The following is a 23,717-nucleotide window of genomic DNA, read 5'->3' as shown; positions in this document are numbered from 1 at the left end:
CCCGGCTCGCGAGGGCCGGCCGCCGGAACGGGCGCCGGGCCGTCAGGGAGTGATCTTGTACGGTTCGCCGCAGATGTAGTCCACGCCCGCCTCGGTCAGGCACTCCTGGACCGTGATGGGCGCCTTCAGGATGAAGTCGTCCGTGTTCTCCACGTCGACGCCGGAGGCGCTGACGCTGACCAGGGAGACACAGCCCCCGTCGCAGGCGGACCTGATGTTCACCCGCGCCCCGTGGCTGTCGGACTTGGTGTCCTTGATCTGCGCGTTGACCACGTAGGTCCCCAAGGCCGGACCAGGCGTGAGGGTGCCCCAGGCGTGGGCCCCGACGACGTCGGCCGGGGTGTCGGTGGCGTTCCAGGTGGTGATGATCACGGCGGCGTCCGCCGTCCCCGTCGAGAGAGTGGCGGCGGCGGCCGTGGCGGCGAGGACGGCTCCGGTGCGCAGCAGGTGGGAGAGTCGCATGGTTCCTTTTTCCGGTGGAAGTGAGGCTGAAGAGAGGGACGCAGGGCCGGCGGCCGGCCCGGTCCGGGCATGGAGGCCCACGGGCGGCCCGGTGGGCCGGCCGGCTACTCCGGCTGGCTGACGACACCCTTGCACTCGGGCGTCGCGTCGTCGGTACCCGGACTGGCCGCCGCCTTCACGGCGTTGAACTCGGCCAGGTAGGCGTCGTGCACCGAAGCGATGTCGATCTTGAGGAGGGCCTCGTCGTTCTCGCGCAGGGCCGGGCCCGTGTAGTTGTGGCTGCCGGTCCACATGACACGCTTGACCGTGCCGTCGTACTTGCCGTCGATGAGCAGGTACTTCGAGTGGATGATCCGGTTGCTGGTCGCGGGGTTGTCGTCGTGGTCGTCGTTGTAGCAGACCGGGGAGAAGCCGCTGACCGAGTGCAGCGTCTCCCAGGTGCCGGGAGTGGCACCGTCGGCCGAACTGGCCGCGCTGTCCGTCTCCGTGTAGACGAGCTCGACCGTGCAGCCCGCCTTCTTCATCGCGACGAGCTTGTCCGCGACGCCCTGGCGGGTGAACTTGAACATGCCCACCCGGATCTTCGTGTGCTTGGCCGTCCCGTCCGACGCCGTGTAGTTGCAGGTGATGTTGTCGAGCGTGTTCCAGATGGTGTCCGTGCTGTTGCCCGTCCCCGGGTAGTAGGGGAAGAAGTACACCTTGTACGGGGAGAACGTCTCGCTGGTGTAGGTCCAGGCGGACCAGTCCGCACCCGCGAGCTTGCCGAAGTACTTCGCGTAGGCCTGGTAGATACCGGTGTTGTAGGTCAGCACGTACGCGTCGTTCCAGAAGGCGCTGTACGCGGACGGCGAGAGGTTGGACGAGGTCTGCACGACCACGTCGGACGCCCCGTCCACCTGCGAGAAGAGCCAGAACTTCTGGTGGTTGATGGACTTCCCGAACTCCGGCCTGCCCAGACAGGACTTGCCGGCCGGGCAGGTGGAGACGAACGACGCCTTGGACGTGTCGTTCCCCAGAGCGGCGCTGAGGATCCCGTAACTCTGGTCGCTGGGACGTGAACTGACGGAGCTCTCGTCCAGCATGATCTGAACGTCCACCCCTCGAAGGGTGTGCGCGTCGGCGAGAGCCCGCGCCACGTCCGCGTCCCAGAAGTGGTAGAGCGCGACCTTGATGGAGGAACCGGCCGGGCTGCTGCCGATGTAGCTCAGCAACTGGGTACGGATCGCCTGCTGTTCGGCGGTGGTGCCCAGAGGGTTGTTGAAGACGGCCCGCGACGCCTCGGTCGCGGCGGCCCCCGTGACGGCCTCCGCCGGTGCGGCGTGCACCGGTGGTGCGCCTGTGGTGAGCAGGGCGAGAGCCAGTGCGGCGGCGGCACCGCCTCCCCTGACCCATGGTGCGCGCGACATGTGGTTCCCCCTCCGGTCGGTGGCCGCGCACAGATCGACGAGCCGTTCGTATCGGCGAACGGCGGCGCGGCGTGAGGATCCTCGCAGACCCGAACGCCCATCGAAACGGTTTTGATCAAGCCTCAAGTAGGCCTCAAATTTGTGTGGTTGACGCGTCGGCCACCTTGATGAGGCGCTACGTTCTCGCGCTGTTGGCCATGTGGGCCACGGGGCCCGAGGCGCTCCTGTGGACGGAGCGAAGGGTCCTTCGTCACCGATTCGGGGGATCTCGATCGTGAAACTGAGAGGCAGGGCCGTCGCCGCGGCGACGGCCAAAGCACTGGTGGCGGGGGTGCTCTCCGCAGTGATGTTCACGCCGACGGCGTCGGCGGCGGACATACCGTCGACGCCGCGCGAGCAGAGCGTTCCGGCGCGGGTCCCGGGAAGCCCCGTCGACTCCCCGGCCGAGCCGGCCATGGGCGCCGCACCGAAGGTGGTCTGGCCCGAGGGCGGCGAGGCCACGGTCCGGATACCCGCGGCGGGCGAGCAGCCCGCGGCGGCGCCCGGCCGGCTCGTCTCGCTCCGGGGCGCACAGCGGCCGGCCGCCGCGTCCGCCCGTACGGGGACCGCGGCACCGGCGGTGGCACCCGCCGCGCCGGCCGAGGCCAGGGTCCGGGTCCTGGGAGACGAGCAGGTGAAGCGGTTCGGCGGAGTGGGCCTCGGGCTCACCGTCTCCCGCGCGGACGGCGGCAGGACGAGCGCGCCGGTCGAGGCGTCCCTCGACTACTCCGGCTTCGCTCGTGCCTACGGGGGCGCCTTCGCCTCCCGGCTGCGCCTGGTCGAGCTGCCTTCCTGCGCCCTGACCACCCCCGACGCGTCCGGCTGCTCGGACGGCCGGACGGTCGAGGGGCAGACCAACGACACGGCGAACGGCACGATCACCGCGGTCGTCGAAGCCGCCCCCGGGGTGTCGGCGACGTCCGGTCTGATCGCGCCGGTCCAACCGGGCATGGTCGCGACCGCGCAGGCCGCATCCGTGTACGCGCTCGTCGCCGGCTCGTCCTCGGACGCGGGCGACTACCGCGCCTCGCCCACCAATCCGGCCGGGAAATGGGACGTCTCCCTCGGGTCGGGAGCCTTCACCTACGAGCTCCCCATCGCGGTGCCCAAGCCCCCGGTCGGTATCGCCCCCGACCTCGCGCTGACCTACAACTCGCAGCTGGTGGACGGCCGTACGTCGGCCTCCAACAACCAGGCGTCCTGGGTCGGCATGGGCTGGGACCTCAACGTCGGCTCCATCGAACGCCGTTACAAGAACTGCGCCCAGGACGGACACGAGACCTTCGGCGACCTGTGCTGGGACTCGCCGAACTCCACCGCCGACCCCAACGGCGCCGTCTACACCATCACCATCGACGGCATCAGCTCCGACCTCATCCAGGACAACACCGGCACCGGCGCCTTCCGCATCAAGGACGACCCCGGCTGGCGGGTGCAGAAGCTGAACGGCGGATACGGCTCCGACGGCACCAAGGAGTTCTGGGTCCTGACCAAGCAGGACGGCACCCGCTACTACTTCGGCTGGGGACGCACCGAGCGCCTCAACAACGACGGCGTGCGCGAGGCGACCGACTCCGTCCTCACCGTGCCCGTGGTCGGCGACGACGCGGGCGAGCCGTGCCACGCGCAGTACCCGGAGCCCTGCACCCAGGCGTGGCGCTGGGGCCTGGACCGCGTCGTGACCGCCAACGAGGTGGAGAACTCCTACTTCTACACCAAGGAGCGGAACTACTACCGGTCCGTGGCCGCCGCGGACAAGGCACGCCGCTACGACTCCGCCGCCTACCTGGAGCGCATCGACTACGGCTGGTCCTCGCAGATCGCCGGCGCACAGCTGCCCGCCATGATCGACTTCCAGCACGTCAACCGGTGCGTGGAGCGGACGGAGGAGAAGGACCCGCTGAACAACACCGCGGCCACCTGTCCGACCATCGACGAGAAACCCGAGTCCTATCCGGACGTGCCGGTGGACCTGATCTGCGACGGCAGCTCCGACGACAACGCGTGCCGGGGCAAGACCTACTACCCGACGTTCTTCCAGCGCGACCTGCTCTGGGACATCAACGTCTACGTCCGGAACAAGAACACCGACGCCTGGGCCGACGGGCTGGTGCGCCAGTACCAGTTCAAGTACGCGCTGATGAACCCCTCCGGAGCCGTCGGTGACCAGCTGTGGCTGGACTACGTCCAGCGCCGCGGCTACTCCGGTACGGACGTCGACCTGCCGACCATCAACTTCAACGGCGAGTGGCAGGACAACAAGGTCGGTACGGGCGAGCTCAACTTCCGCCGGGTGAACAAGATCTTCACGGACACCGGATCGACCATCACCGCCACCTACGGACACGCCACCGACGAGGCCGGCGCCGTCGACCGCCAGTGCCCCGAGGCGGGCGCGCCCTCCCAGCCGAACAACACCTACGAGTGCTTCTGGCAGAAATGGGTGCCGGAGGGATCGACGGACGAGAAGTCCGGCTGGTTCAAGAAGTTCGTCACCACCCGGGTCCAGGTGGACCCCGGCAAGGCCGACGACGGCTCGCCGTCGATGATCACCGACTACGAGTACGACGGCGCGCCCGGCTGGAAGTTCGGGGACGATCCGCTCGCCGACGACGAGGACGAGTCCTGGAACGTGTGGCGGGGCTACGGAAAGGTCCTCGTCACCACCGGCGTGAACGAGAACCGGCACTCCACCTACCACTGGTTCTACCGGGGCCTCTCCGGCGACCGCACCTCCAAGACGGACCCCTCCGCCACGCGCACGATCACGGTGAAGGACTCCGACGACAAGGAGTGGACCGACCACGCCTGGCTCAACGGCCAGACACTGGAGACCTCGGCCCGGGACGGCAACGGCGACTCGCAGAAACGCGAGTGGCACGAGTACTGGGCGCACGACACGGCGCAGTACACCGGCCTGCCGGACGCCCGGATGGTCCGGGAGAGCAGGACCCGCACCCTGGAGAAGGTCGTCAACTCCACCGACGGCACCGGCTGGCGCGAGCACATCGTCGAGAACGAGTACGACGAAGCGGAGAAGGCGTCCACCGTGTTCGGACTGCCGATGCGCACCGACGACTGGGGCGAGACCGGAGTCTCCGACAACCACTGCACCGAATTCGGCCGCGCCTACAACACCGACGAACTGGACTCCACCGGCACCACGCGCTGGATGGTCTACCAGGACGACGAGCGGCACTACAGCGCCTCCTGCACCACGGTCGCCGACGACGAGACCGCGGGCACACCCGCCGCCCACATGGACCGGAGGACGGTCACCTTCTACGACGGTGCGACCACCTTCGACGCCAACAACACCAGCCTGGTCGACGGCAACCCGACCCAGTCGCGGACGTACACCGCCGAGACCGCCTACCGCACCACCCGCAAGGAGTTCGACGACGCGGGGCGCGAGACCTCGTCGTGGGACGACGGGAACAACCTCGTCACCACGGCCTACCAGCCCGCGACCTCCTGGCCGGTCGACGGGGTGAAGATCACCACGCCCGACCCGGACGGGACGGGACCGGCCGTGCCCCTGACGACCACGACCTACTATTCCCGCTACTTCGGCGACACGTGGAAGACGGTCGACCCGAACGGCAACACCACCCAGATCGTCTACGACGCGGTCGGCCGTGTCTCCAAGGTGTTCAAGCCGACCGAGGCCGCCGCCTACCCCGACGGCAGCCCCTCCATCTCCTACGAGTACACCGTGCCCGTCGCGGCGTCGGCCACGGGAGTGCCCCGGGTCGCCACCGGTGACCCCATCCGGGTCAGGTCGCGCACGCTCCAGACCGGCACCGTCTACTCGGACGTCTACGCATACGCCGACGGGCTCGGCCGGCCCCGGGAGTCCCAGATCCCGGCCCCCTCCGGCACCGGCCGCACCGTCACAGTGACCCGGTACGACTCCTCCGGGAACGTCGCCGGCACCTCGGCCTCCTTCTACAACAGCGCCGCGCCCGGCTCCGGACTGGTGAACCCCACCGTCGCCAACATCCCCTCGTACACCGACACCAAGAGCGACTGGGCGGGGCGCGTCATCCTGTCCCAGCTCCAGGCGAAGGGGGTCGTCCAGTCCGCCAACCTGACGACGACCCAGTACCAGGGGGCCGACGAGAAGACCGTCTTCCCGGCGGTCGGCTCGCCCACCAAGACGGTGACCGACGCCTTCGGCCGGACCGTCAAGGTGGTGGAGAACCTCGGCGCCGCCCAGTACGCCACCACCTACGAGTACACCCGGTCGGGCAAGCTCAAGTACCTCCACGACTCACGGGGCAACACCACCCACTACACCTACAACTGGGCGGGCGAGCGGCTGACCACCGAGGACCCCGACACCGGCACCACGACCACCGTCTACAACGGGCTCGGCCTGCCCGCCACGGTCACCGGCCCCGCAGGCGTACTGACCTACGCGTACGACGGACTGGGCCGCGCCACCACGGTCAAGCAGGGCACCACCCTGCTGAGCGCCACCAGTTACGACACGGCCACCGGCGGCAAGGGCCAGCCGGCCGCGGTCACCGGTTACGCCAACGGCTACGCCTACGTCAACAAGGTCGACGCCTACGACGCCCGGATGCGGGCCACCTCCCGGACCGTCACCGTGCCCTCCGACGGGTCCGGCCTGAACGGCGCGTACACCCTCACCTACGGCTACGACCTGGCGGACCACCCGACCTCGGTCGGCTACCCGGCGGTCGGCGGACTCCCCGCCGAGACGGTCACCACGACCTTCACCGACGAGCGGCTGACCAAGGTCGCCAGCCCGCTCCAGTCGTACCTGGCGTCCTCGGCCTTCGACGACCAGGGCCGCCTGCGGAGCCGCTCCCTGGGCACGACCGGCACCACGACCAGCCTCACCCGGTCCTTCACCTACCAGGACACCGACGGGACCGGCCGCCTGGGAGGCGTCACCACCGACAAGCTGACCGGGGGAGTCACCAGCAGGATCCAGGACGACTCCTACACCCGCGACGCCCTCGGCACCCCCACCGCGCTGCGGGAGAACACGGCCGGCCAGCAGCAGTGCTTCCGGTACGACGACCTCCAGCGCCTGACCGGGGCCTGGACCACGGCGGGCACCACCTGTGCCACCACGCCGCAGTCCGACTTCACGGGCCCCTCGCCCTACCAGTCGGCCTTCACCTACGACCAGCTGGGCAACCTCCAGTCGGTCACCGGCAAGGCGTCAGCAGCCGCGGCGGCCGTCACCCGGGACTACAAGTACCCGGGATACAACGCCGACGAGACCGTCTACACCGCCGGCCAGGCCCGTCCACACGCCGTCACCGGGGTCGTCTCCACCTCGGGCACGACCGACAGCTACGGCTACGACGGCGCGGGCCGCATGAACGCCCGCACCGTGGCGGGGGTCGCGTCCTCCGTCGCCTGGGACCCCCAGGGCCGGGTCGCCTCCGTCACCCAGAAGAAGAGCACCGGTGACGAGACGAGCACCTACGTCTACGACGGCGGCGGCAACCTCCTGATGCGCAGGACGAAGTCCGAGAACGTGCTCTACTTCGAGGGCCACGAACTGCACCGCGCCACCGGCGGCACCACGCTCGCCACCCGCTACTACACCGCCAAGGGCACCTCGCTCGCGATGCGCACGGCGCAGAGCACCGGCGGAAACGGCCTGCTGACCTGGCTGCTCTCCGACGGGCAGTCGTCCACCCAGCTCTCCGTGGGAGCGGCGGACGGGGCGGTCGTCCGACGGCGGACCACTCCGTTCGGCGCCGCGCGTTCCACCGCGGACGCACTGGCCGCCTCCAGCGACCGGGGATTCCTCGGCAAGGCCGAGGACGACGCGACGGGACTGGACTTCCTCGGTGTGCGTGTCTACGACCCGTCGCTCGGCCGGTTCCTGACGAGCGACCCGCTCAACACGCCGTACGTGCCGCAGACCGTCAACGCCTACAGCTACTCCGGCAACAACCCGGTCGCCTTCTCGGACCCGACCGGCTACGAGAGCTGCTACCCGCACTACTGCTCGGGCAGCAACGGAACCTACGGGGACTACAAGGAGGAGAACGACCCGGCTTCGCCGAAGTACGACGGATCCTCGCACGACGGCACCGGCAGCGGCCACAGCGGCACCGGCACCGGGAGCGGCGGTTCGACGCCGGCCCCGCACCTGTGCGACGGCTGCACCACGCTCCCGTACCTGCCGGAGGGCATCTACGTCCCCGCCGGCGGGTTCGACGTGGCCTGGTCGACCACCGATGTCCTCTACGAGGACGACTGGACCGACTACTCGACGTCCGCCTTCTACAACCCCTCGGGCGAGGAGAAGTCGGCGTCCATCACCGCCACCTTCCAGCAGATCACCCAGGTGACGAACCAGTTCACCAAGAGGATCGGAGGCAGTGTCACGGTCGAGACGGGCGCGAAGTCGGGTATTCCCATGGTGGCCGAAGGGAAGATCAACATCGCGGTGCAGGTCAATGGCGACCTCACCTGGAGCGACTCGACGTCCAAGAGCAACAGCAGCCAGTACGCGGTGCAGGAGACCGTCAAGATCAAGAAGGGGGAACGGTACGGCCTCTCGCCGACGGGCAAGCTGAGCAGCTACAAGACCACCTACCACCACTGGGACGGAAGCACTTCCTCCACGACCTGGGGGTCCTTCCAGATCTCCACGTGGAGCGTGGTGAAGTACTCGGAGACACCGAGGACCCTGGTTCCGCTCTCCTCGGGGCCGGCCGGCTGACCGCCCCGCACCACGAACGCCGACGGGCGGTCCTCGGGCCGTGACCCCGTCGGCGCCCGGAACGCACAGGAGAGCCGTCCCGGTGACCGGGGCGGCTCTCCCGTCGTGTGCGGGCACGGACCCGCGGTGACCCGGCCCGTCCCGCGGCGGGGCGGAAACGGACGGGCCGGGGGCTTACGGGTGGAGCGGGCCGGTGCGGCGCGCTCCTACGGCAGGCGGTAGTCCGCGTTCAGCGCGGCGCCGGCCTCCGGGTGGTTCTGGTCCCAGCCGCGGGCGTCGCACTGCAGGCCGCCGACGATGCAGTGGTCGACCATCGCCTTGAGCGTCGGCTCGTTCCACGCGTTGAAGAAGTCGTAGTGGAACGAGTAGCCGCGTCCGCTCGCGAGCCTGACCTGTGACATGTCCCCGCTGACGGGGAACGCCATCTTGAACTCGACCATCGGCAGAGCCACCGGGTGGTCGGCCGGGCACACGTTGTCGTTGGTACCGGGCTTCACGACCGGATACGCCATGTGGGCCTGGTGGTTCGGCGTGTCCAGGTGCAGGCCGTCCCAGCAACTGGGCGCCTGCATGCGGATGTTGAGCTGACTACCTGCCGGGCAGGTGGCCGGGAAGTCGATGTTCCCGAAGGACTCCCCGCACTCCCAGCCCTCCACCCAGCCCTTGAGAGCGCGGAACTGCTCCGCGCTCTGCAGCGGGCTGCCGACGACGTAGCGCAGCCCCTTGGGGAAGGGGCGGACGCTGGTGTAGTCGGTGACGCCCGCCTTGTAGTAGATGACCTGCGGACCGGTCGGGAGCACCTTCGTGTCGCCCTTGAAGAGGGACGGCATCCAGTACGCCGAGGAGTCCCCGGGCACCTTGCAGGTGGTGTTGCCGCCGTACAGCGAGGCGGTCACGGACTGGGCGTTGGTCGTCGTGTTGCCCATGAAGGTGTGGTCGTGGGACGCGCCGGCCTGGCCGGGGAAGACGATCGGGTCGTCCGGCGCGGTGTGGGTAACCGAACAGTTGGCCTGGAACTCGTGGAAGTAGCGCGGCGTGGGCGTCCCCCACGACGGGGTCACGCCGGTGACCGGCGGGACGGCGGGGATGTAGCCGTCGCCGTCCACGTCGTCGGCCGAAGCGGCCGAGGCCGCGGCGGCGACGTGCCCCATGTGGGGCGAGAGGGCCGTGCCCGTGTCCGCCGCGACGGTGGCGGACGACGCGTCGGGCGCGCCCGCGGTCAGGGTAGATCCGACGCCGAGGAGGGTGGCGGCCATGGCCGTGCCGACCAGCACGGCCGAGAGCCTTCTCGCCGCGCTCTTCTGCTTCTTCGTGCCTTTCATGGAGTGCCTCTCCGCTGGAGGGGGGTGGGATGCCGCCGGTGCCGGTCGGGCACCGGCGGCACGGAGGAGGGGGTGCGGCGCCCGTACGTCAGGCGTACACACCGATCTCGTGCAGTGAGTAACCCCAGCCGGTACCCCGGGTCTTGAGGGCGAGCCGCACGTAACGGGCCGACTGCCCGAGGGCGACGGTGTCGATGTCGCCGTTGCCGGTGGTGGTCGTGTAGACCGTGCGCCAGGTGGCGTTGTCGTCGGACAGCTGCACCTCGTACGAGGAGGCGAAGGCCGGGTCCCACTGGAGCTGGAGCGTCCGCAGCGCGGTGCGCGCGCCCAGGTCGACCTGGATGGACTGCGGGTCGCTCCAGTCGCTGGCCCACCGGGTGACCGGGTTGCCGTCGACCGCGTTGGCGGGGGTGCAGGGGCAGTCACCGTACGAGGCCTGCGAGGAGGAGGCCGTGGCCGGCTTGTGCAGCGCCACGTTGGTTCCGTCCACCGGCGGCGCCACCACCTTGACCGACTTCGTCTCGAAGCCCGCGTTCCCGTGGCCGTCCTCCGCACGGATGTAGACCTTCCAGACACCCAGCTTCTCGGGCGCCGTCACGGCGAAGGTGCCGTTGCCGGTGGACCGCCACGCGGCCTCCACCAGCCCCTTGTCGCCGTTGGCGTAGTTGCCGCTGAGGAAGATCTTGTACGTCACCGGGTCGTTGTCCGGGTCGCGGACGTCGGCGCGGACGGTGAACTCCTTGCCGGCCGGGGCCGCCGAGGCGGGCGAGACGGTCATGTTGCTGATCACCGGCGGCGTGTTGTCCCCGGCGGTCGAACCGGCGTACGCCTGCTTCACCGCGTAGTACGAGAGCCGCTTGAACCCACCGGGCAGCAGGTTGAACCAGATCCCGCCGAAGTCGTGCTCGGTGCCGTAGTGGAACATCGTCGCGCCGAGCGCCACACCCCGGTGTGCGGTGACGCAGTTCCACGCGTTGGTGTACCCCGCGGCGGTCTGCACGTCGGTCTTCTGCTCGGGGATGCCGTTCGCGTCGTTCGCGACCTCCCACTCACCGGCCGGGCCCGTCTCGGTGATGATGTAGGGCTTGGTGTAGCCGCCCGCCACCCAGTCCCGCTGCACGTTGCAGACGTCGCCGTACGAGTTCATCGCGTACAGGTCGAGGTCGGGCGCGTTGCGCTTGTAGTACGGCCAGGCGCCGGTCCACGCGTCGGTGGAGGTCACCGGGTGGTCCGGGTCGATCGAGTGGATCTTCTTGGCCACGTCGTTGACGAAGGTGGTGTACGCGTTGCGCTGCGCCTCCAACTCCGTACCGCTGTAGCAGTTCTGGAGCCCCAGGACCGACTCGTTGCCGACGTTCCACATCAGGGTCGCGGGGTGCGACTTGTAGGCGTCCACCCACTTGGCGAACTCCGTCAGGGAGTTGTTCTTGTAGGTGGTGTCCGTGACGTAGTTGACGCAGCCGCCGCTGCCCGGGCCGCCGCCGGGCTGCAGCCAGAAGCCGTTGATGATCCGGATGCCGTTGGCCGCCGCCGCGTCGAGCAGCGGCTTGGTCGAACCGTCCGTGCCCCAGGTGCGGATGGTGTTGACGCCCATGGACTTCACGTCCGGCAGGTACTTCGGGGAGTCCGCGACGGACGGGCCCCAGGTCAGTCCCTTCACGGTGTACGGCTGGCCGCCCACCTGGAGCTGCCAGTTGCCCTGCGAACCGGTCACCTTCACGGCGCCGCCGGTGGCCGGCGGGGGAGTGGTGCCGGTGCTGCCGTAGACCTGGAACTCCCAGAGGGAGTAGCCGTATCCGCCGGACCGCTCGGTGCCGAGCATCCGGACGTACCGGCCGGAACCGGAGAGAGCGAGGTCGTCCGTACCGCCGTCGCCCTGGGTGACCGTGCGCAGGCTCCGCCAGTCGGTGCCGTTGTCGGACGCCTGGATCTCGTACGACTTGCCGTAGGCGCCCTCCCAGGTCAGGACGGCCCTGCTGAGGCTCGCGGTGGCGCCGAGGTCGATCTGGATCCACTGCGGATCGCTCCACTGGCTCGCCCACCGGGTGCCCGTGAGGTTGCCGTCGACGGCGGCGGCGGCCGAGTAGCCGTCGCCCTCCTGCGAGGAGGCGGTGGCGGTCCGGCCCTGGGACAGCAGGGTGTCGGCGGCCGTGGCGCCCGGCGCCGCGAGGAGGGTGAGCGAGGACGCGACGAGGGCACCGAGGGCGGTGAGGGAGACGAGTCGGCGACCGGCCCGTGGGCGGCCGAGAACAGCGTGCGGTGGTCTGAACACGTGGACTCCTGGCGGGTGCTGAGGGGAGGCCGGCTTCCCGTAGCCGGCCTTGGAGAGCGCTCTCCCGAGAGTGTCGCGGGGGCGTGCCCCTGTCAATGAGATGGGCGCGACCTCTGTGTGGGGCGTCGGGATGCGGGCTCTCGCGGCGCGTGCCCCGGTGTGCCCGGCTTCGGGGGATCGGTGAGGTGGTTGCGGCATGTCCGCCGGGCCGCAGGGGCCGGCCGAAGGGTGGCCGGGTGGCCGGGAACCGCCGGGGAGGGGTGGGGCCGGCGGGGGTGGTTCCGGAAGCGGCAGGGGCGTACGGAGTCGTTCCGGGAAGGCCTACTCGGTTCGCTCTTCCCGGAGTTGACCATAAAAGCGTCAAGTAACCCGGATGTGCGTGGAGTTGGGGAGAGTGGCACCGGGAGAGGCGGGTCTGTGTGGATGCGAGGAGGTCGGCAACCCGCTCGGTGGAGCGTGTTTGCCCTGGTGAGGGCGGGGTGAGGGGCGGTGGGCGGGGTCGTCGGAGCGTTGGGCGGTCCGCCTCCGGGTGTATTGATTGTGTAAAGAACCTTCACGGTGCACGTGTTGCGGGGGAAGGGCGACCGTCGAGTCCCGGGTGGCTCAAAAGTGACGTCGGGCTACGTGTTTGGCTCCATGTCCGGGAGAGCGCAGGGAGGCGTTCAAACCCGAGGAGGATGGCTGATTTATTTCTTGCGCATGAAGCGCGCGTGAGAAAAACCGACGTGATGGCACGTCATATTCCGCACAATCCCCCCTGTTCGAGAAGTTGCGATGTCGAAACGGTGGTGGTCTCATCGGGCGGTTGTTCTGTACACGTACCGTCTGGGGTGGGATGCAGTGGGCATGGTGAGACGCCGATTCGGCGGCGTAGTGGGCAGACGTATGAGGGCGGTCTCCGCGCTGGCGGGATCGGCCCTGCTCCTGGCGGCACTTCCGGTGGCCGGACCACGTCCCGCCGCGCAGGCGGTCGCCGCCGACGCCGCGTCGACAGAGCTGACGGAGGGACAGAAGGACCTGGCCACGGCGAAGGAGTCCGGCCAACGGGTCGAGGTCGTCGGTGAGCGCGCGGAGCGGAGCACGGTCTTCGCCAACCCGGACGGCTACACCTTCACCCTGGAGGAGTCGGCCGTTCCGGTCCGCGTCAAGAAGGCGGGCGGCGGCTGGCAGGCCCCGGACCCGACGCTGGAGGTCCGGGCCGACGGCTCGGTCGCGCCGAAGGCCGCCGCGGTGGACATGGCGTTCTCCGGCGGCGGTGACAAGTCCCCCCTCGTGAAGATCGACGACGGCGGGAAATCGCTGCAACTGGGCTGGCCCGGCGAGCTTCCCGAGCCGGAACTGGACGGATCGAGCGCCCTGTACCCCGAGGTCTTCCCCGGCGTCGACCTGAAGGTCACCGCTTCCGTCGAGGGCTTCCAGCACGTCCTGGTGGTGAAGACCCCTCAGGCGGCCGCCTCGGACGAACTCCAGCGGATCTCGTATTCGATGAAGGCCTCGGGGCTGGACATCCGCACCGGGCAGTCGGGCAGCCTGGAAGCCGTGGACGGCGACGGCAAGCGGGTCTTCCGGGCCCCGCCCGCCCAGATGTGGGACTCGGCCGGGGCCCAGTCCGCTCCGGCGGCGCAGACGGCCGTCCTCTCCCGCGCGGCGGTGGAGACGGAGTCGGCGGACGACACCACTGTTCCCGCCGTCGATTCGCCGGTCGTCGGGACCGAGCCCGCCGCCGGTGACACCGTCTCCGACGTCGCGGTGAAGGTCTCGGACGACGCCCTGACGGTGGTCCCGGACGCGGACATGCTCAACGGCACCGAAGCGTCGGCCTTCCCCGTCTACATCGACCCGACCGTCACCTGGAGCGAATCCGAGCGGACGCTGCTCCGCTCGGACGGCTACGAGTCCTACGGCTGGGGCAACGGCGACGACGGGCTCGGCAAGGGTGTCGGCAAGTGCGGTACCTGGAGCGGCTACTACTGCGGCCCGGGTTACGTGCAGCGCCTGTACTTCGAGTTCTCGCCGGCCAGTCTCAAGGGCAAGCAGGTGCTGAGCGCCACCTTCCGGGTGACCGAGCCCTGGGCGTTCCAGTGCGACCCGCGCTGGGTCGACCTGGTGAGGACCCCCGGCAACATCTCGTCCTCGACCACCTGGGCCACCCGCCCGACGAGCGGCTGGGACACGATGGTCGACCGCTACGTCTCGGCGGGCCGCGGTTCGCTCTGCGACGCGGACTCCCCGGACGCCCCGATCGAGTTCAAGGACAACCCGGAGGAGACGAACGAGAACCTCACTCCGACGGTCCGCAACTTCGCGGCCGGCAAGTTCTCCCGCCTCACGCTGATGGTCAAGGCGCACGACGAGACGGACACCAGCGCCTGGAAGCGGTTCAAGAACGACGCGGTGCTGTCGGTGGACTACGTCGGCATCCCGGCGAAGCCGTCCGGCATCGGCCTGGTCACGGGTACGGGCACGGTCTGCGAGACCACCGAGTCCGACCCGGCCATCGTCTCCGACCCGACCCCCTCGCTGACCTCCACGCCGCAGACCGCCGCCGGCGGTGAGTCCGGTGCGCAGCTGCGGGTCGCGATGGACATCGACAAGAAGGCGGCCGACGGCACCTGGTCGAACGCGATGGACAACATGGAGCGCCCGACCAGCGGCTACATCGGGGACAACGTGAAGGTCACGGCCTCCGCGCCCACCCTGACCGAGGGCACGCTCTACCGCTACCGGAGCTGGACGCGCTCCTACTACGACGGCGGCGCGAGCGCCCTGGCGGGCCCGTCCAACGGCTCGACGACCGGCTGGTGCTTCTTCAAGGTCGACCCCACCGCCCCGAAGGCCCCGGTGATCACCATCGGAGCGCCCTACACGTCCTGCACCAGCAACGACTGTCAAGCCATGGGCGGTCCGGGGCAGAAGGCCACCTTCACCTTCGCCGCGGCGAGCGGGGACGCGAACAACACCGCCTACCAGTACAAGCTCTCCGGGGCCGCGGCCTGGTCCGCCGAGACCACCGGGGCCAAGGTGAGCCAGGTGATCACGCCCGAGCGATCGGGTACGTACACCCTGTACGTGCGGGCGAAGGACGTGGTGGGCCGCTGGGGAGCCCAGGGCGCGGTGGACTTCCTGGTCGCCGCGGGTGAAGGCCCGGTGGCGCGCTGGCACTTCGACGAGGACAGCGGCGCGGCCGTCGACTCCGAGACCGCCGACGGCGCGAACGACCTGACGCTCCAGGGCACGGTGAAGCGCGACGACCGCGGCAGGCGCGGGGTCATCACCCAGGACTCCCAGGGCGTCCCGCTCGACACTCCGGTGACCGACAAGGGCCTCGCCTTCGACGGCACCGCCGGGTACGCGGCGGCGAGCAGCCCCGTCCTGGAGACGCGCTCGCCGTACTCGGTCGCCGCGTGGGTCAAGCTCAACTCCACGGCGGCCAACGCCTCGATCCTGTCCGGCCGGGACAGTGTGAGCAGCCCCTTCCTGTTCGGTTACCTCACGTCCGCCAAGGGCTGGTACTTCGGCGTCCGCGACCCCGCCCAGAACGACTACTACTGGGGAGTCGCCTCGGACACCCCGGCGGTGACGGGGGTGTGGACCCATGTGGCCGCCACCTTCGACCCGGGTACGGGTGTGGTCCAGCTCTACATCAACGGCAAGGTGCAGATCAGCACCGCCCACGTCACGGGTTCCTGGCCCTCCACCGGCAACCTGGAGGTCGGCCGGCACGAGTACAGCACCGGACCGGGCATGTACTTCAACGGTTCGATCGACGAAGTCGCTCTGTGGCAGCGGACGCTGACCCCCGAGGAGGTCACCGACGAAGCGCGGCTGCTGACCTCGCAGGGCAACGCCGGTGTCGAGCTGGTCGCCGACTGGTCCGCCGCGACGAGCACGGGCACCACGCTCACGGACGCCACGTCCGGTTACGGCAGGAGCCTGGAGCTCACCGGCGGTGCGACGCTGGACGGTGAGGCGGCGGTGCTCGACGGTGTCGACGACGCCGCCACGGCTTCCGCCCCCGTGGTGGACGACACCGGCTCGTTCACCGTGACCACCTCGGTGGAGGTGAACGGAGCCAAGCTCGGTGCCGAACCGGTCGGTTACTCGGGCCAGGTGCTCGGCCAGCGGACGGCCACCGGCTCGTCCTGGGGCCTCTGGTACGAGGTGCGGGGCAGCGAGACCGTCCTCGACGAGGAGACGCTGGAGGAGTCCACGGTCGCCACGGGCGTCTGGCACTTCGGCCGCCTGGAGGACGACGGGACCTACAGCTCCGTCGTCTCCGACGAGGTCGCCCTGACGGACTCGCCGGTCCGTCTCACCGGGGTCTTCGACGCGCAGGACGGGACGATCAGCCTGTACGTCGGATACAACCGCAACGCCGAGCCGCGCGCGTTCACCGCGAAGGCGGGCTCCGGCGAGTTCGCCGCGGGCAAGGGGTTCACCTCGTCCGCCTGGGGCCACTTCCTGCCGGAGCGCATCTCCGAAATCCGCCTCTGGGCGGGCGCGATGGCCGGGCCGGACCAGATCAGCGAGCGCGTGGGGGACTGAATTCCAGGGGGTGCGGCGCCGCTCCGGCGGCCGCCGCACCCCGTACGCGTGTGTGTCCGCGCGGGGGCGGCGCGGACGAGCCCCGGGCATCCGCCCCGGGTGCCCATTGGCATGCCCATACCGAAATCGCCCACGGCGTTCCCGCCGTCACGGGCCGGCCCGACGGGGCCGGTCCCCCCATCCGTACGTACGAAAGGACAGGCATGTCCTGGCCCCAAGTCAGAGCAGGAACCAACCGCGTCGCGAGGAGCGTGCGCGAGGGAGTGCGGCGCCACGGCAGCCGTTCGCTCATCGCCGTGGTCTCGCTGGCCATCGCCGTCCCCGCGGGACTGGCCGCCCCGTCCGCCTTCGCGGCCGACGGGGGCCTCGGCCGGCCCGATCTGCCGGCCACCCGCGTCAGCAAGGTCCACGAGGTGAAGGGCCTGGGCGCGAAGGAGGCCCGGGACCGGGTCGCGCACGACAAGAAGGCCAACGCGGAACAGGCCGCCCGCGCCCGCGCCGAGCAGAACGCCGCCTGGCCCACGAAGGGCTCGGCGACCGTCGAGGTCCGCACCGGGAAGGCCGCGTCGGCGTCGCCCGGCGGCCTCCCCCTCACCGTCCGGCAGGCCGACGGGACGAAGAAGGTCCCCGCCGGCACCGAGACCCGGCTCACCGTGCTCGACCCCTCCGCCGCCGACGCGGCGGGCATCACCGGCGTGCTGCTGACCGCCGACGCAACGGTGTCCGGCAGCGCCGAAGTCGGCATCGACTACGGCGCGTTGGCCGGGGCGATCGGCGGCGGCTGGGCGCAGCGCCTGCATCTCGTACAGCTCCCCGCCTGCGCGCTGACGACCCCGGAGAAGGCCGCCTGCCGCGAGCAGACCGAACTGAAGTCCACCAACGACGTCTCCGCGCAGCAGGTCACCGCCACGATCTCCGTCCCGGCAGGGCAGCCGGCCGCGGGAACGGCGACCGCCACGACGGCCGCCGCGAGGACCACGGCGACGACAGCCGTCGCCACGACCGCGCAGGCCACGACCGCGCAGGCCACGACCGCGCGGGCCACGACCGCCGGCGTCGCCACGTACAGCGCGGCCGTGTTCGCCCTCACCGCCACGGAGAGCGGCACCGGGCAGTCGCCGAACGGCAGCGGCGACTACTCGGCCACCGACCTCTCGAACTCCTCCACCTGGGAGGCGGGCGGCAGTTCCGGCTCGTTCAACTGGAACTACGACTTCACCATGCCGCCCGCCGCGGCCGGGCCGACCCCGCCGCTCTCCCTCGCCTACAGCTCCGGGAGCGTCGACGGCCACACCGCCCTCTCCAACAACCAGGGCACCTCGGTCGGTGAGGGATTCGCGATGAGCGAGTCCTACATCGAGCGCACCTACACCGGATGCGACGACGACGGCCACGACGGCGTGCACGACCAGTGCTGGAAGTACGACAACGCGCGCCTGGTCCTCAACGGTTCGTCCTCGCTGCTGGTCAAGGACAAGGACACCGGCGACTGGCGGCTGGAGAACGACGACGCCTCCACGGTGACCCGCTCCACCGGAGCCGACAACGGCGACGACGACGGCGAGTACTGGACCGTGACCACCGGGGACGGCACCAAGTACGTCTTCGGCCTCGACAAGCTCGACGGCGCGACCACCCAGCGCACCAACTCCACTTGGACGGTGCCGGTGTTCGGCGACGACCCGGGGGAGCCCGGCTACTCCGCCGGCTCCGAGTTCGCCGACCGCGCCCTCACCCAGGCGTGGCGCTGGAACCTCGACTACGTCGAGGACACCTCCGGCAACGCGGCGACCTACTGGTACGCCAAGGAGGAGAACCACTACCGGAAGAACAAGTCGGAGAAGGCCAACGCCTCCTACATCCGCGGTGGTTACCTGACCGACATCAAGTACGGCCTGCGCAAGGGCGCGTTGTTCACCGACGACGCCGACGCCAAGGTCACCTTCGGCTACGCGGAGCGGTGCACCGCCTCCGACTGCGACTCGCTGACCAAGGACACCGCGAGCAAGTGGCCGGACGTGCCCTTCGACTCGCTCTGCTCCAGCGGGGACGACGACTGCCTGGCCGTCGGCCCGTCGTTCTTCTCCCGGAAGCGGCTGACCTCGATCGCCACCTCCTCCTGGAACGCCACCACCAGCAGCTACGACCCGGTGGACTCCTGGGCCTTCACCCAGGAGTACCTGGACGGCGGGGACATCGGGGACACCTCGGACCAGGTCCTCACCCTGAAGTCCCTGCGGCGCACCGGGAAGACCGGCACCGCCATCGAGACGGACCCGATCTCCTTCACCTACGACATGCGCCCCAACCGGGTCGACGGCACCGACGACATCCTGCCGCTCACCCGTCCGCGCATCTCGACCGTCACCTCGGAGACCGGAGCGGTCACCACGGTCACGCTGTCGTCCCCGGAGTGCAAGCGCTCCGAGGTGATCGGCGCCGCCGAGGACACCAACACCCGCTCCTGCTACCCGCTCTACTGGCACATAAACGGCGCCGAGGACGCGGCCGTGGACTGGTTCCAGAAGTACCGGGTGCTCGCGGTCACCGTCGCCGACCCCGCGGGGCAGAACGACCTCGTCGAGAACGAGTACAGCTACAGCGGCGCCGCCTGGAACTACGCCGACGACCCCTTCGTCCCCGAGGACGAGCGGACCTGGTCCGACTGGCGCGGCTACCAGCAGGTCACCGAGTACAAGGGCGCCTCGGACACCACCCGTTCGAAGAAGGTCTCGCTCTACATGCAGGGCATGGACGGCGACAAGCTGAAGAGCGGCACCCGCTCGGTGAGCGTCGCCCCCCTCAGCACCCCCGCCCTCGGCCTCGCCACGCTCAAGGACAGCGACCAGTACGCCGGACACCTGCGCGAGGAGATCACCTACGACGGTGCCACCCCCGTCAGCGCCACGTCGAGCGAGCCCTGGTCGGCCGAGACCGGCCGGCAGACCGTACCCGGCGCGGGCGACCAGGTCTCCCGCTTCGTACGGCCCGCGAAGGAGACCACCTTCACCTACCTGACGGTGCCGAAGACCTGGCGCTCGCGCACCCTCACCAAGAGCTACGACGACTACGGCATGATCGAGTCGGCCGAGGACCGCGGCGACGACGCCAAGTCGGGCGACGAGACCTGCACCCGCACCTGGTACGCGCGTGACGCGGCCGCGGGCCTGACCGACTTCGTGTCGCGCGAGCGCGTGGTGGGCAAGCCGTGCACCGTGGAGGACACCGCACTGGACCTGCCCTCCGACGCGACCGAGCGCGGCGACGTCCTCTCCGACACCGCCACCGCCTACGACAACGCCACCTGGTCGACGTCGATGAAGCCGGTGAAGGGCCTCAAGACCTGGACCGGCCGCGCCAAGGGCTACACCGCCACCGTCCCCAGCTGGCAGAAGACCGCCGGCACCGGCTACGACACCCTCGGCCGTGCCACCTCGGCGACCGACGGTGCCGGGCGCACCACGACCACCGCCTACACCCCGGTGTCTGCCGGACCGCTGACGAAGAAGGTCGTCACCGATCCGATGGGCTTCACGGCGACCAGCTTCATCGACCCGCGCCGCGGCCTCGACCTGCGCACCTACGACGCCAACCAGAAGAAGACCGAGCTCGCCTACGACGCCCTCGGCAGGCTGACGGACGTGTGGCGGCCCAACCGCAGCCACGCGGCCGGATACAGCCCCACCCAGAAGTTCACGTACGACCTCAGCGCCACCAAGCAGTCCGCGATGTCGTCCGCCACGCTCAAGGCCGACGGCGAGACGTACAACACCACCTACACCCTGTACGACTCGCTGCTGCGCACCCTCCAGGTCCAGGCGCCGAGCCCCAAGGGCGGGCGGATCCTCACCGACACCCGCTACGACTCCCGCGGCCTGGCCTACGAGCAGTTCGAGGGGATCTTCGACAGCACCTCCGAGCCGAACACCACGTACACACGCGCCGAGTTCGGCGAAGCCCCCACGCAGACGGAGACCGTCTACGACGGCGCCGAGCGCCCCGTCTCCAGTTCGCTGGTCGTCTACGGCGTCCCCAAGTGGACCACCACCACCGGCTACACCGGTGACTCGACGGCGGTCAGCGCCCAGCAGGGCGGCAGCGCGACCCGTACCCTCACCGACGCGCGGGGCCGGGAGACCGAGCGCCGCGAGTACGCGGGCACCAGCCCGGCCGACGCGGACTTCGGCGGCGGTCTGGGTGCCGCTTACAGCACCACCGCCTTCCAGCACACGCTGGACGACAAGGAGTCCGTCGTCACCGCGGCGGACGGGGCCGTCTGGACCTACGGCTTCGACCTCCTCGGACGGCAGACCAGCGTTACCGACCCCGACAAGGGGACGACGACGATGGAGTACGACGACGTCGACGAAGTCGTCAGGACCACCGACTCGCGCGGCCAGTCCGTCCTGACGGAGTACGACGACCTCGGCCGGACCAAGGCCACCTGGAACGGGGTCAAGGACGACGCCCACCTGGCGACCGCCCAGACCTACGACACCCTGCTCAAGGGAATGGCCGACGCGACCACCCGCTACGTCGGCGGGAAGTCCGGCCAGGCGTACACCAAGACGGTCACCGCGTACGACACGCTCGACCGTCCCACCGGCACCACGCTCACCCTGCCCGCAGGTGACCCCCTGGTCGCCGCAGGCGCTCCCGACACCATCGCGTTCTCCAGCTCCTACGGCCTCGACGGCACCCTGGAGAGCAACGACGAACCGGCCCTCGGCGGCCTGCCGTCCGAGAACATCGAGTACGACTACACCTCGCTCGGACAGGTCACCTCGATCACCGGCAGCACCGGCTACCTCCTCGACGCCGACTACTCCAGCCTCGGCCTCGCCGAGCGGTACACGCTGGGCGCGGCGAACACCGAGGCGTTCAAGAAGGTATTCGTCTCCAACTCCTACGAGGAGGGCACCAACCGCCTCACCCGCAGCTACGTCACCGACCAGACCCACGGTTACATGCTGTCGGACCTCGACTACACCTACGACGACGCCGGCAACGTCACCGCGATCGCCGACCCGACCACCCTCGGCGGCACGTCCGCGGCCGAGACCCAGTGCTTCACCTACGACGGGCAGCGCCGCCTGAAGGACGCCTGGACCCCGGCGTCGCAGAAGTGCTCGGACGCACCGGACGCGGCAAGCCTCTCCGGCCCCGCGCCGTACTGGACCGGCTACACCTACGACGAGGCCGGCCAGCGCACCTCCGAGACGCAGCACACCGCGCAGGGCGACACCCGCACCACCTACTGCTACCAGGAGGGCCGCCCGCACCTGCTCTCGGGCACCAGCACCACCGCCGACTGCGACGACCCCGGGAAGACCTACTCCTACGACGCCTCCGGCAACACCACGAGCCGTCCCGGGGCCACCGCACAGCAGGACCTGAAGTGGACCTCCGAGGGCCGGCTCTCCCAGCTCACCGAGGACGGCAAGGACACCGACTACGTCTACGACGCCGACGGATCGCTCCTGATCAAGACCGCGGAGAACGGCGAGCGGATCCTGTACACGGGCAACACCGAACTTCACCTGCGGGCCGACGGCACCACCTGGGCGCAGCGCACGTACTCCTCCGGCAGCCTGAGCATCGCGGTGCGCAGCAACGAATCGGGCACCAACAAGCTCACCTACCTCGCGGGGGACCACCAGGGCACCCAGACCGTCGCCGTCTCGGCGGACAGCGCCCAGGCGGTCAGCAAGCGCCGGCTGACCCCGTTCGGCGACGAACGCGGCACCGACACCGGCTCGGCCTGGCCCGACGACAAGGGCTTCCTGGGCAAGACCAACGACACGAACACCGGGCTGACCCACACCGATTCCCGGGAGTACGACCCGTCCATCGGGCAGTTCATCAGCGCCGACCCCAAGTTCACCACCGACCAGGGACAGTCCCTGAACGGCTACTCCTACGCCAACAACAACCCCGTCACCTTCTCCGACCCCACCGGCGAGATCGTCCCCGAATGCCGTGAAGGCAAGATCAAGTGCGTGGGCGGCGTCCCGGTTTCCACCGGTGGCGGTGGCGGCGGCTACTGCCCGAGCCTGACCAACCCGAAGTGCCCCGAGTACCAGGGCGGCAAGAAGGGTGGCGGCGGCGGTGGTGGCGGTGGCGGTGGCGGCACCACCGGCGGAGGGGGCGGCGGCGTCGGTGTCGGCAACGGCAGCTACGTCTCCTACTCGAACGGCTGCGGCATGCCACCGCGTCCGGTGTGCCCCGGCCCGGTCTACGGACCTCCCTCCCAGCCCCCGCTGCTCATGGGGCCCGACCCGGTGCCGCTCCTCTCCTTCTCGGCCAACTGCGGCATCGAGACGGACTGGAACTACCTCTGCAACGCCGGAAACGGCCTGATGACCTCCGGGGCGTACGCCCAGGAAGGATTCGGCGCGGCCGACGACATCATCACCAAGGCCAAGAAGGACATGCGCTCCAACGTGCGGTCCGACCGCGTCCTGAAGGCGGTGAAGAACAAACCGGGTATCGCACGCCTCGGCGCCATCGGAGCCAGCAAGCCGATGCAGATGGCGAGCAAGGGGCTGCTGGTGGGCGGAATCGCCTTCACGGCGTACTCCAACTACCAGTCAACCGGCGGTGACATCGGGCTGACCGCGACCGAGACGGCCGTCGACACGGCGATCGTCATGGGCACCACCAAGGTCGGCGCGACCCTGGGCGCCGCCATCGGCACCGCCATCGCACCGGGCGTGGGCACCGTCATCGGCGGCGCGATCGGCGCCGGTGCCGGAGCGGTGACCGGCATCCTCGCCTCGGGGCCGGTCAACAACGCCCTGTCGAAGGGGTGGAAGGGCGTGAAGAGCTGGTTCTGACCGGTCGGTCGAACAGCTTACGGGGGCGGGCTCCGGACGACGTACGGCATGTCCGGGGCCCGGCCCATGCCCGTGGGACACCGTGGGGCCGGAGCCCGCCCCGCGCCCGTGGGACAC

Annotated in this window: 7 protein-coding genes; 3 read left to right on the top strand and 4 right to left on the bottom strand. The window is 69.9% G+C overall.

Annotation, left to right across the window (positions count from 1 at the left end):
* Window positions 1-42: 42 nt before the first annotated feature.
* Together ACWCWD_RS24775 and ACWCWD_RS24770 are read right to left on the bottom strand one after the other, a co-directional pair.
* On the bottom strand, window positions 43-462 hold the full coding sequence (locus ACWCWD_RS24775; RefSeq protein ID WP_450775705.1) for a hypothetical protein: 420 nt from the start codon (window positions 460-462) through the stop codon (window positions 43-45).
* Window positions 463-566: 104 nt separating this feature from the next.
* On the bottom strand, window positions 567-1,868 hold the full coding sequence (locus ACWCWD_RS24770; RefSeq protein WP_450775703.1) for a phospholipase D-like domain-containing protein: 1,302 nt from the start codon (window positions 1,866-1,868) through the stop codon (window positions 567-569).
* Between the two features lie 274 nt (window positions 1,869-2,142).
* Between ACWCWD_RS24770 and ACWCWD_RS24765 the strand changes: the two genes are divergently transcribed.
* Entirely contained in the window at window positions 2,143-8,625 is a 6,483-nt protein-coding gene (locus ACWCWD_RS24765; RefSeq protein ID WP_450775701.1) for an RHS repeat-associated core domain-containing protein, read from the top strand.
* Window positions 8,626-8,831: 206 nt separating this feature from the next.
* On the opposite strand, the gene ACWCWD_RS24760 is transcribed toward ACWCWD_RS24765, so the two are convergent.
* Together ACWCWD_RS24760 and ACWCWD_RS24755 are read right to left on the bottom strand one after the other, a co-directional pair.
* Window positions 8,832-9,947, bottom strand: a complete 1,116-nt coding sequence (locus ACWCWD_RS24760) for a DUF1996 domain-containing protein (protein ID WP_450775699.1) — start codon at window positions 9,945-9,947, stop codon at window positions 8,832-8,834.
* Between the two features lie 88 nt (window positions 9,948-10,035).
* Window positions 10,036-12,219, bottom strand: coding sequence for a discoidin domain-containing protein (locus tag ACWCWD_RS24755; protein WP_450775698.1), 2,184 nt, complete (start codon window positions 12,217-12,219; stop codon window positions 10,036-10,038).
* Between the two features lie 846 nt (window positions 12,220-13,065).
* On the opposite strand from ACWCWD_RS24755, the gene ACWCWD_RS24750 reads away from it, so the two are divergent.
* Window positions 13,066-16,764, top strand: coding sequence for a LamG-like jellyroll fold domain-containing protein (locus tag ACWCWD_RS24750; protein ID WP_450775696.1), 3,699 nt, complete (start codon window positions 13,066-13,068; stop codon window positions 16,762-16,764).
* Window positions 16,765-16,967: 203 nt separating this feature from the next.
* The gene (locus ACWCWD_RS24745; protein ID WP_450775694.1) at window positions 16,968-23,600 is read left to right on the top strand and encodes an RHS repeat-associated core domain-containing protein; all 6,633 of its coding nucleotides are present in this window, start codon (window positions 16,968-16,970) and stop codon (window positions 23,598-23,600) included.
* Window positions 23,601-23,717 lie beyond the last annotated feature (117 nt).

It is taken from the genome of Streptomyces sp. NPDC001493, from assembly GCF_053597235.1.
This window is presented reverse-complemented; position numbering and strand designations above follow the sequence as displayed.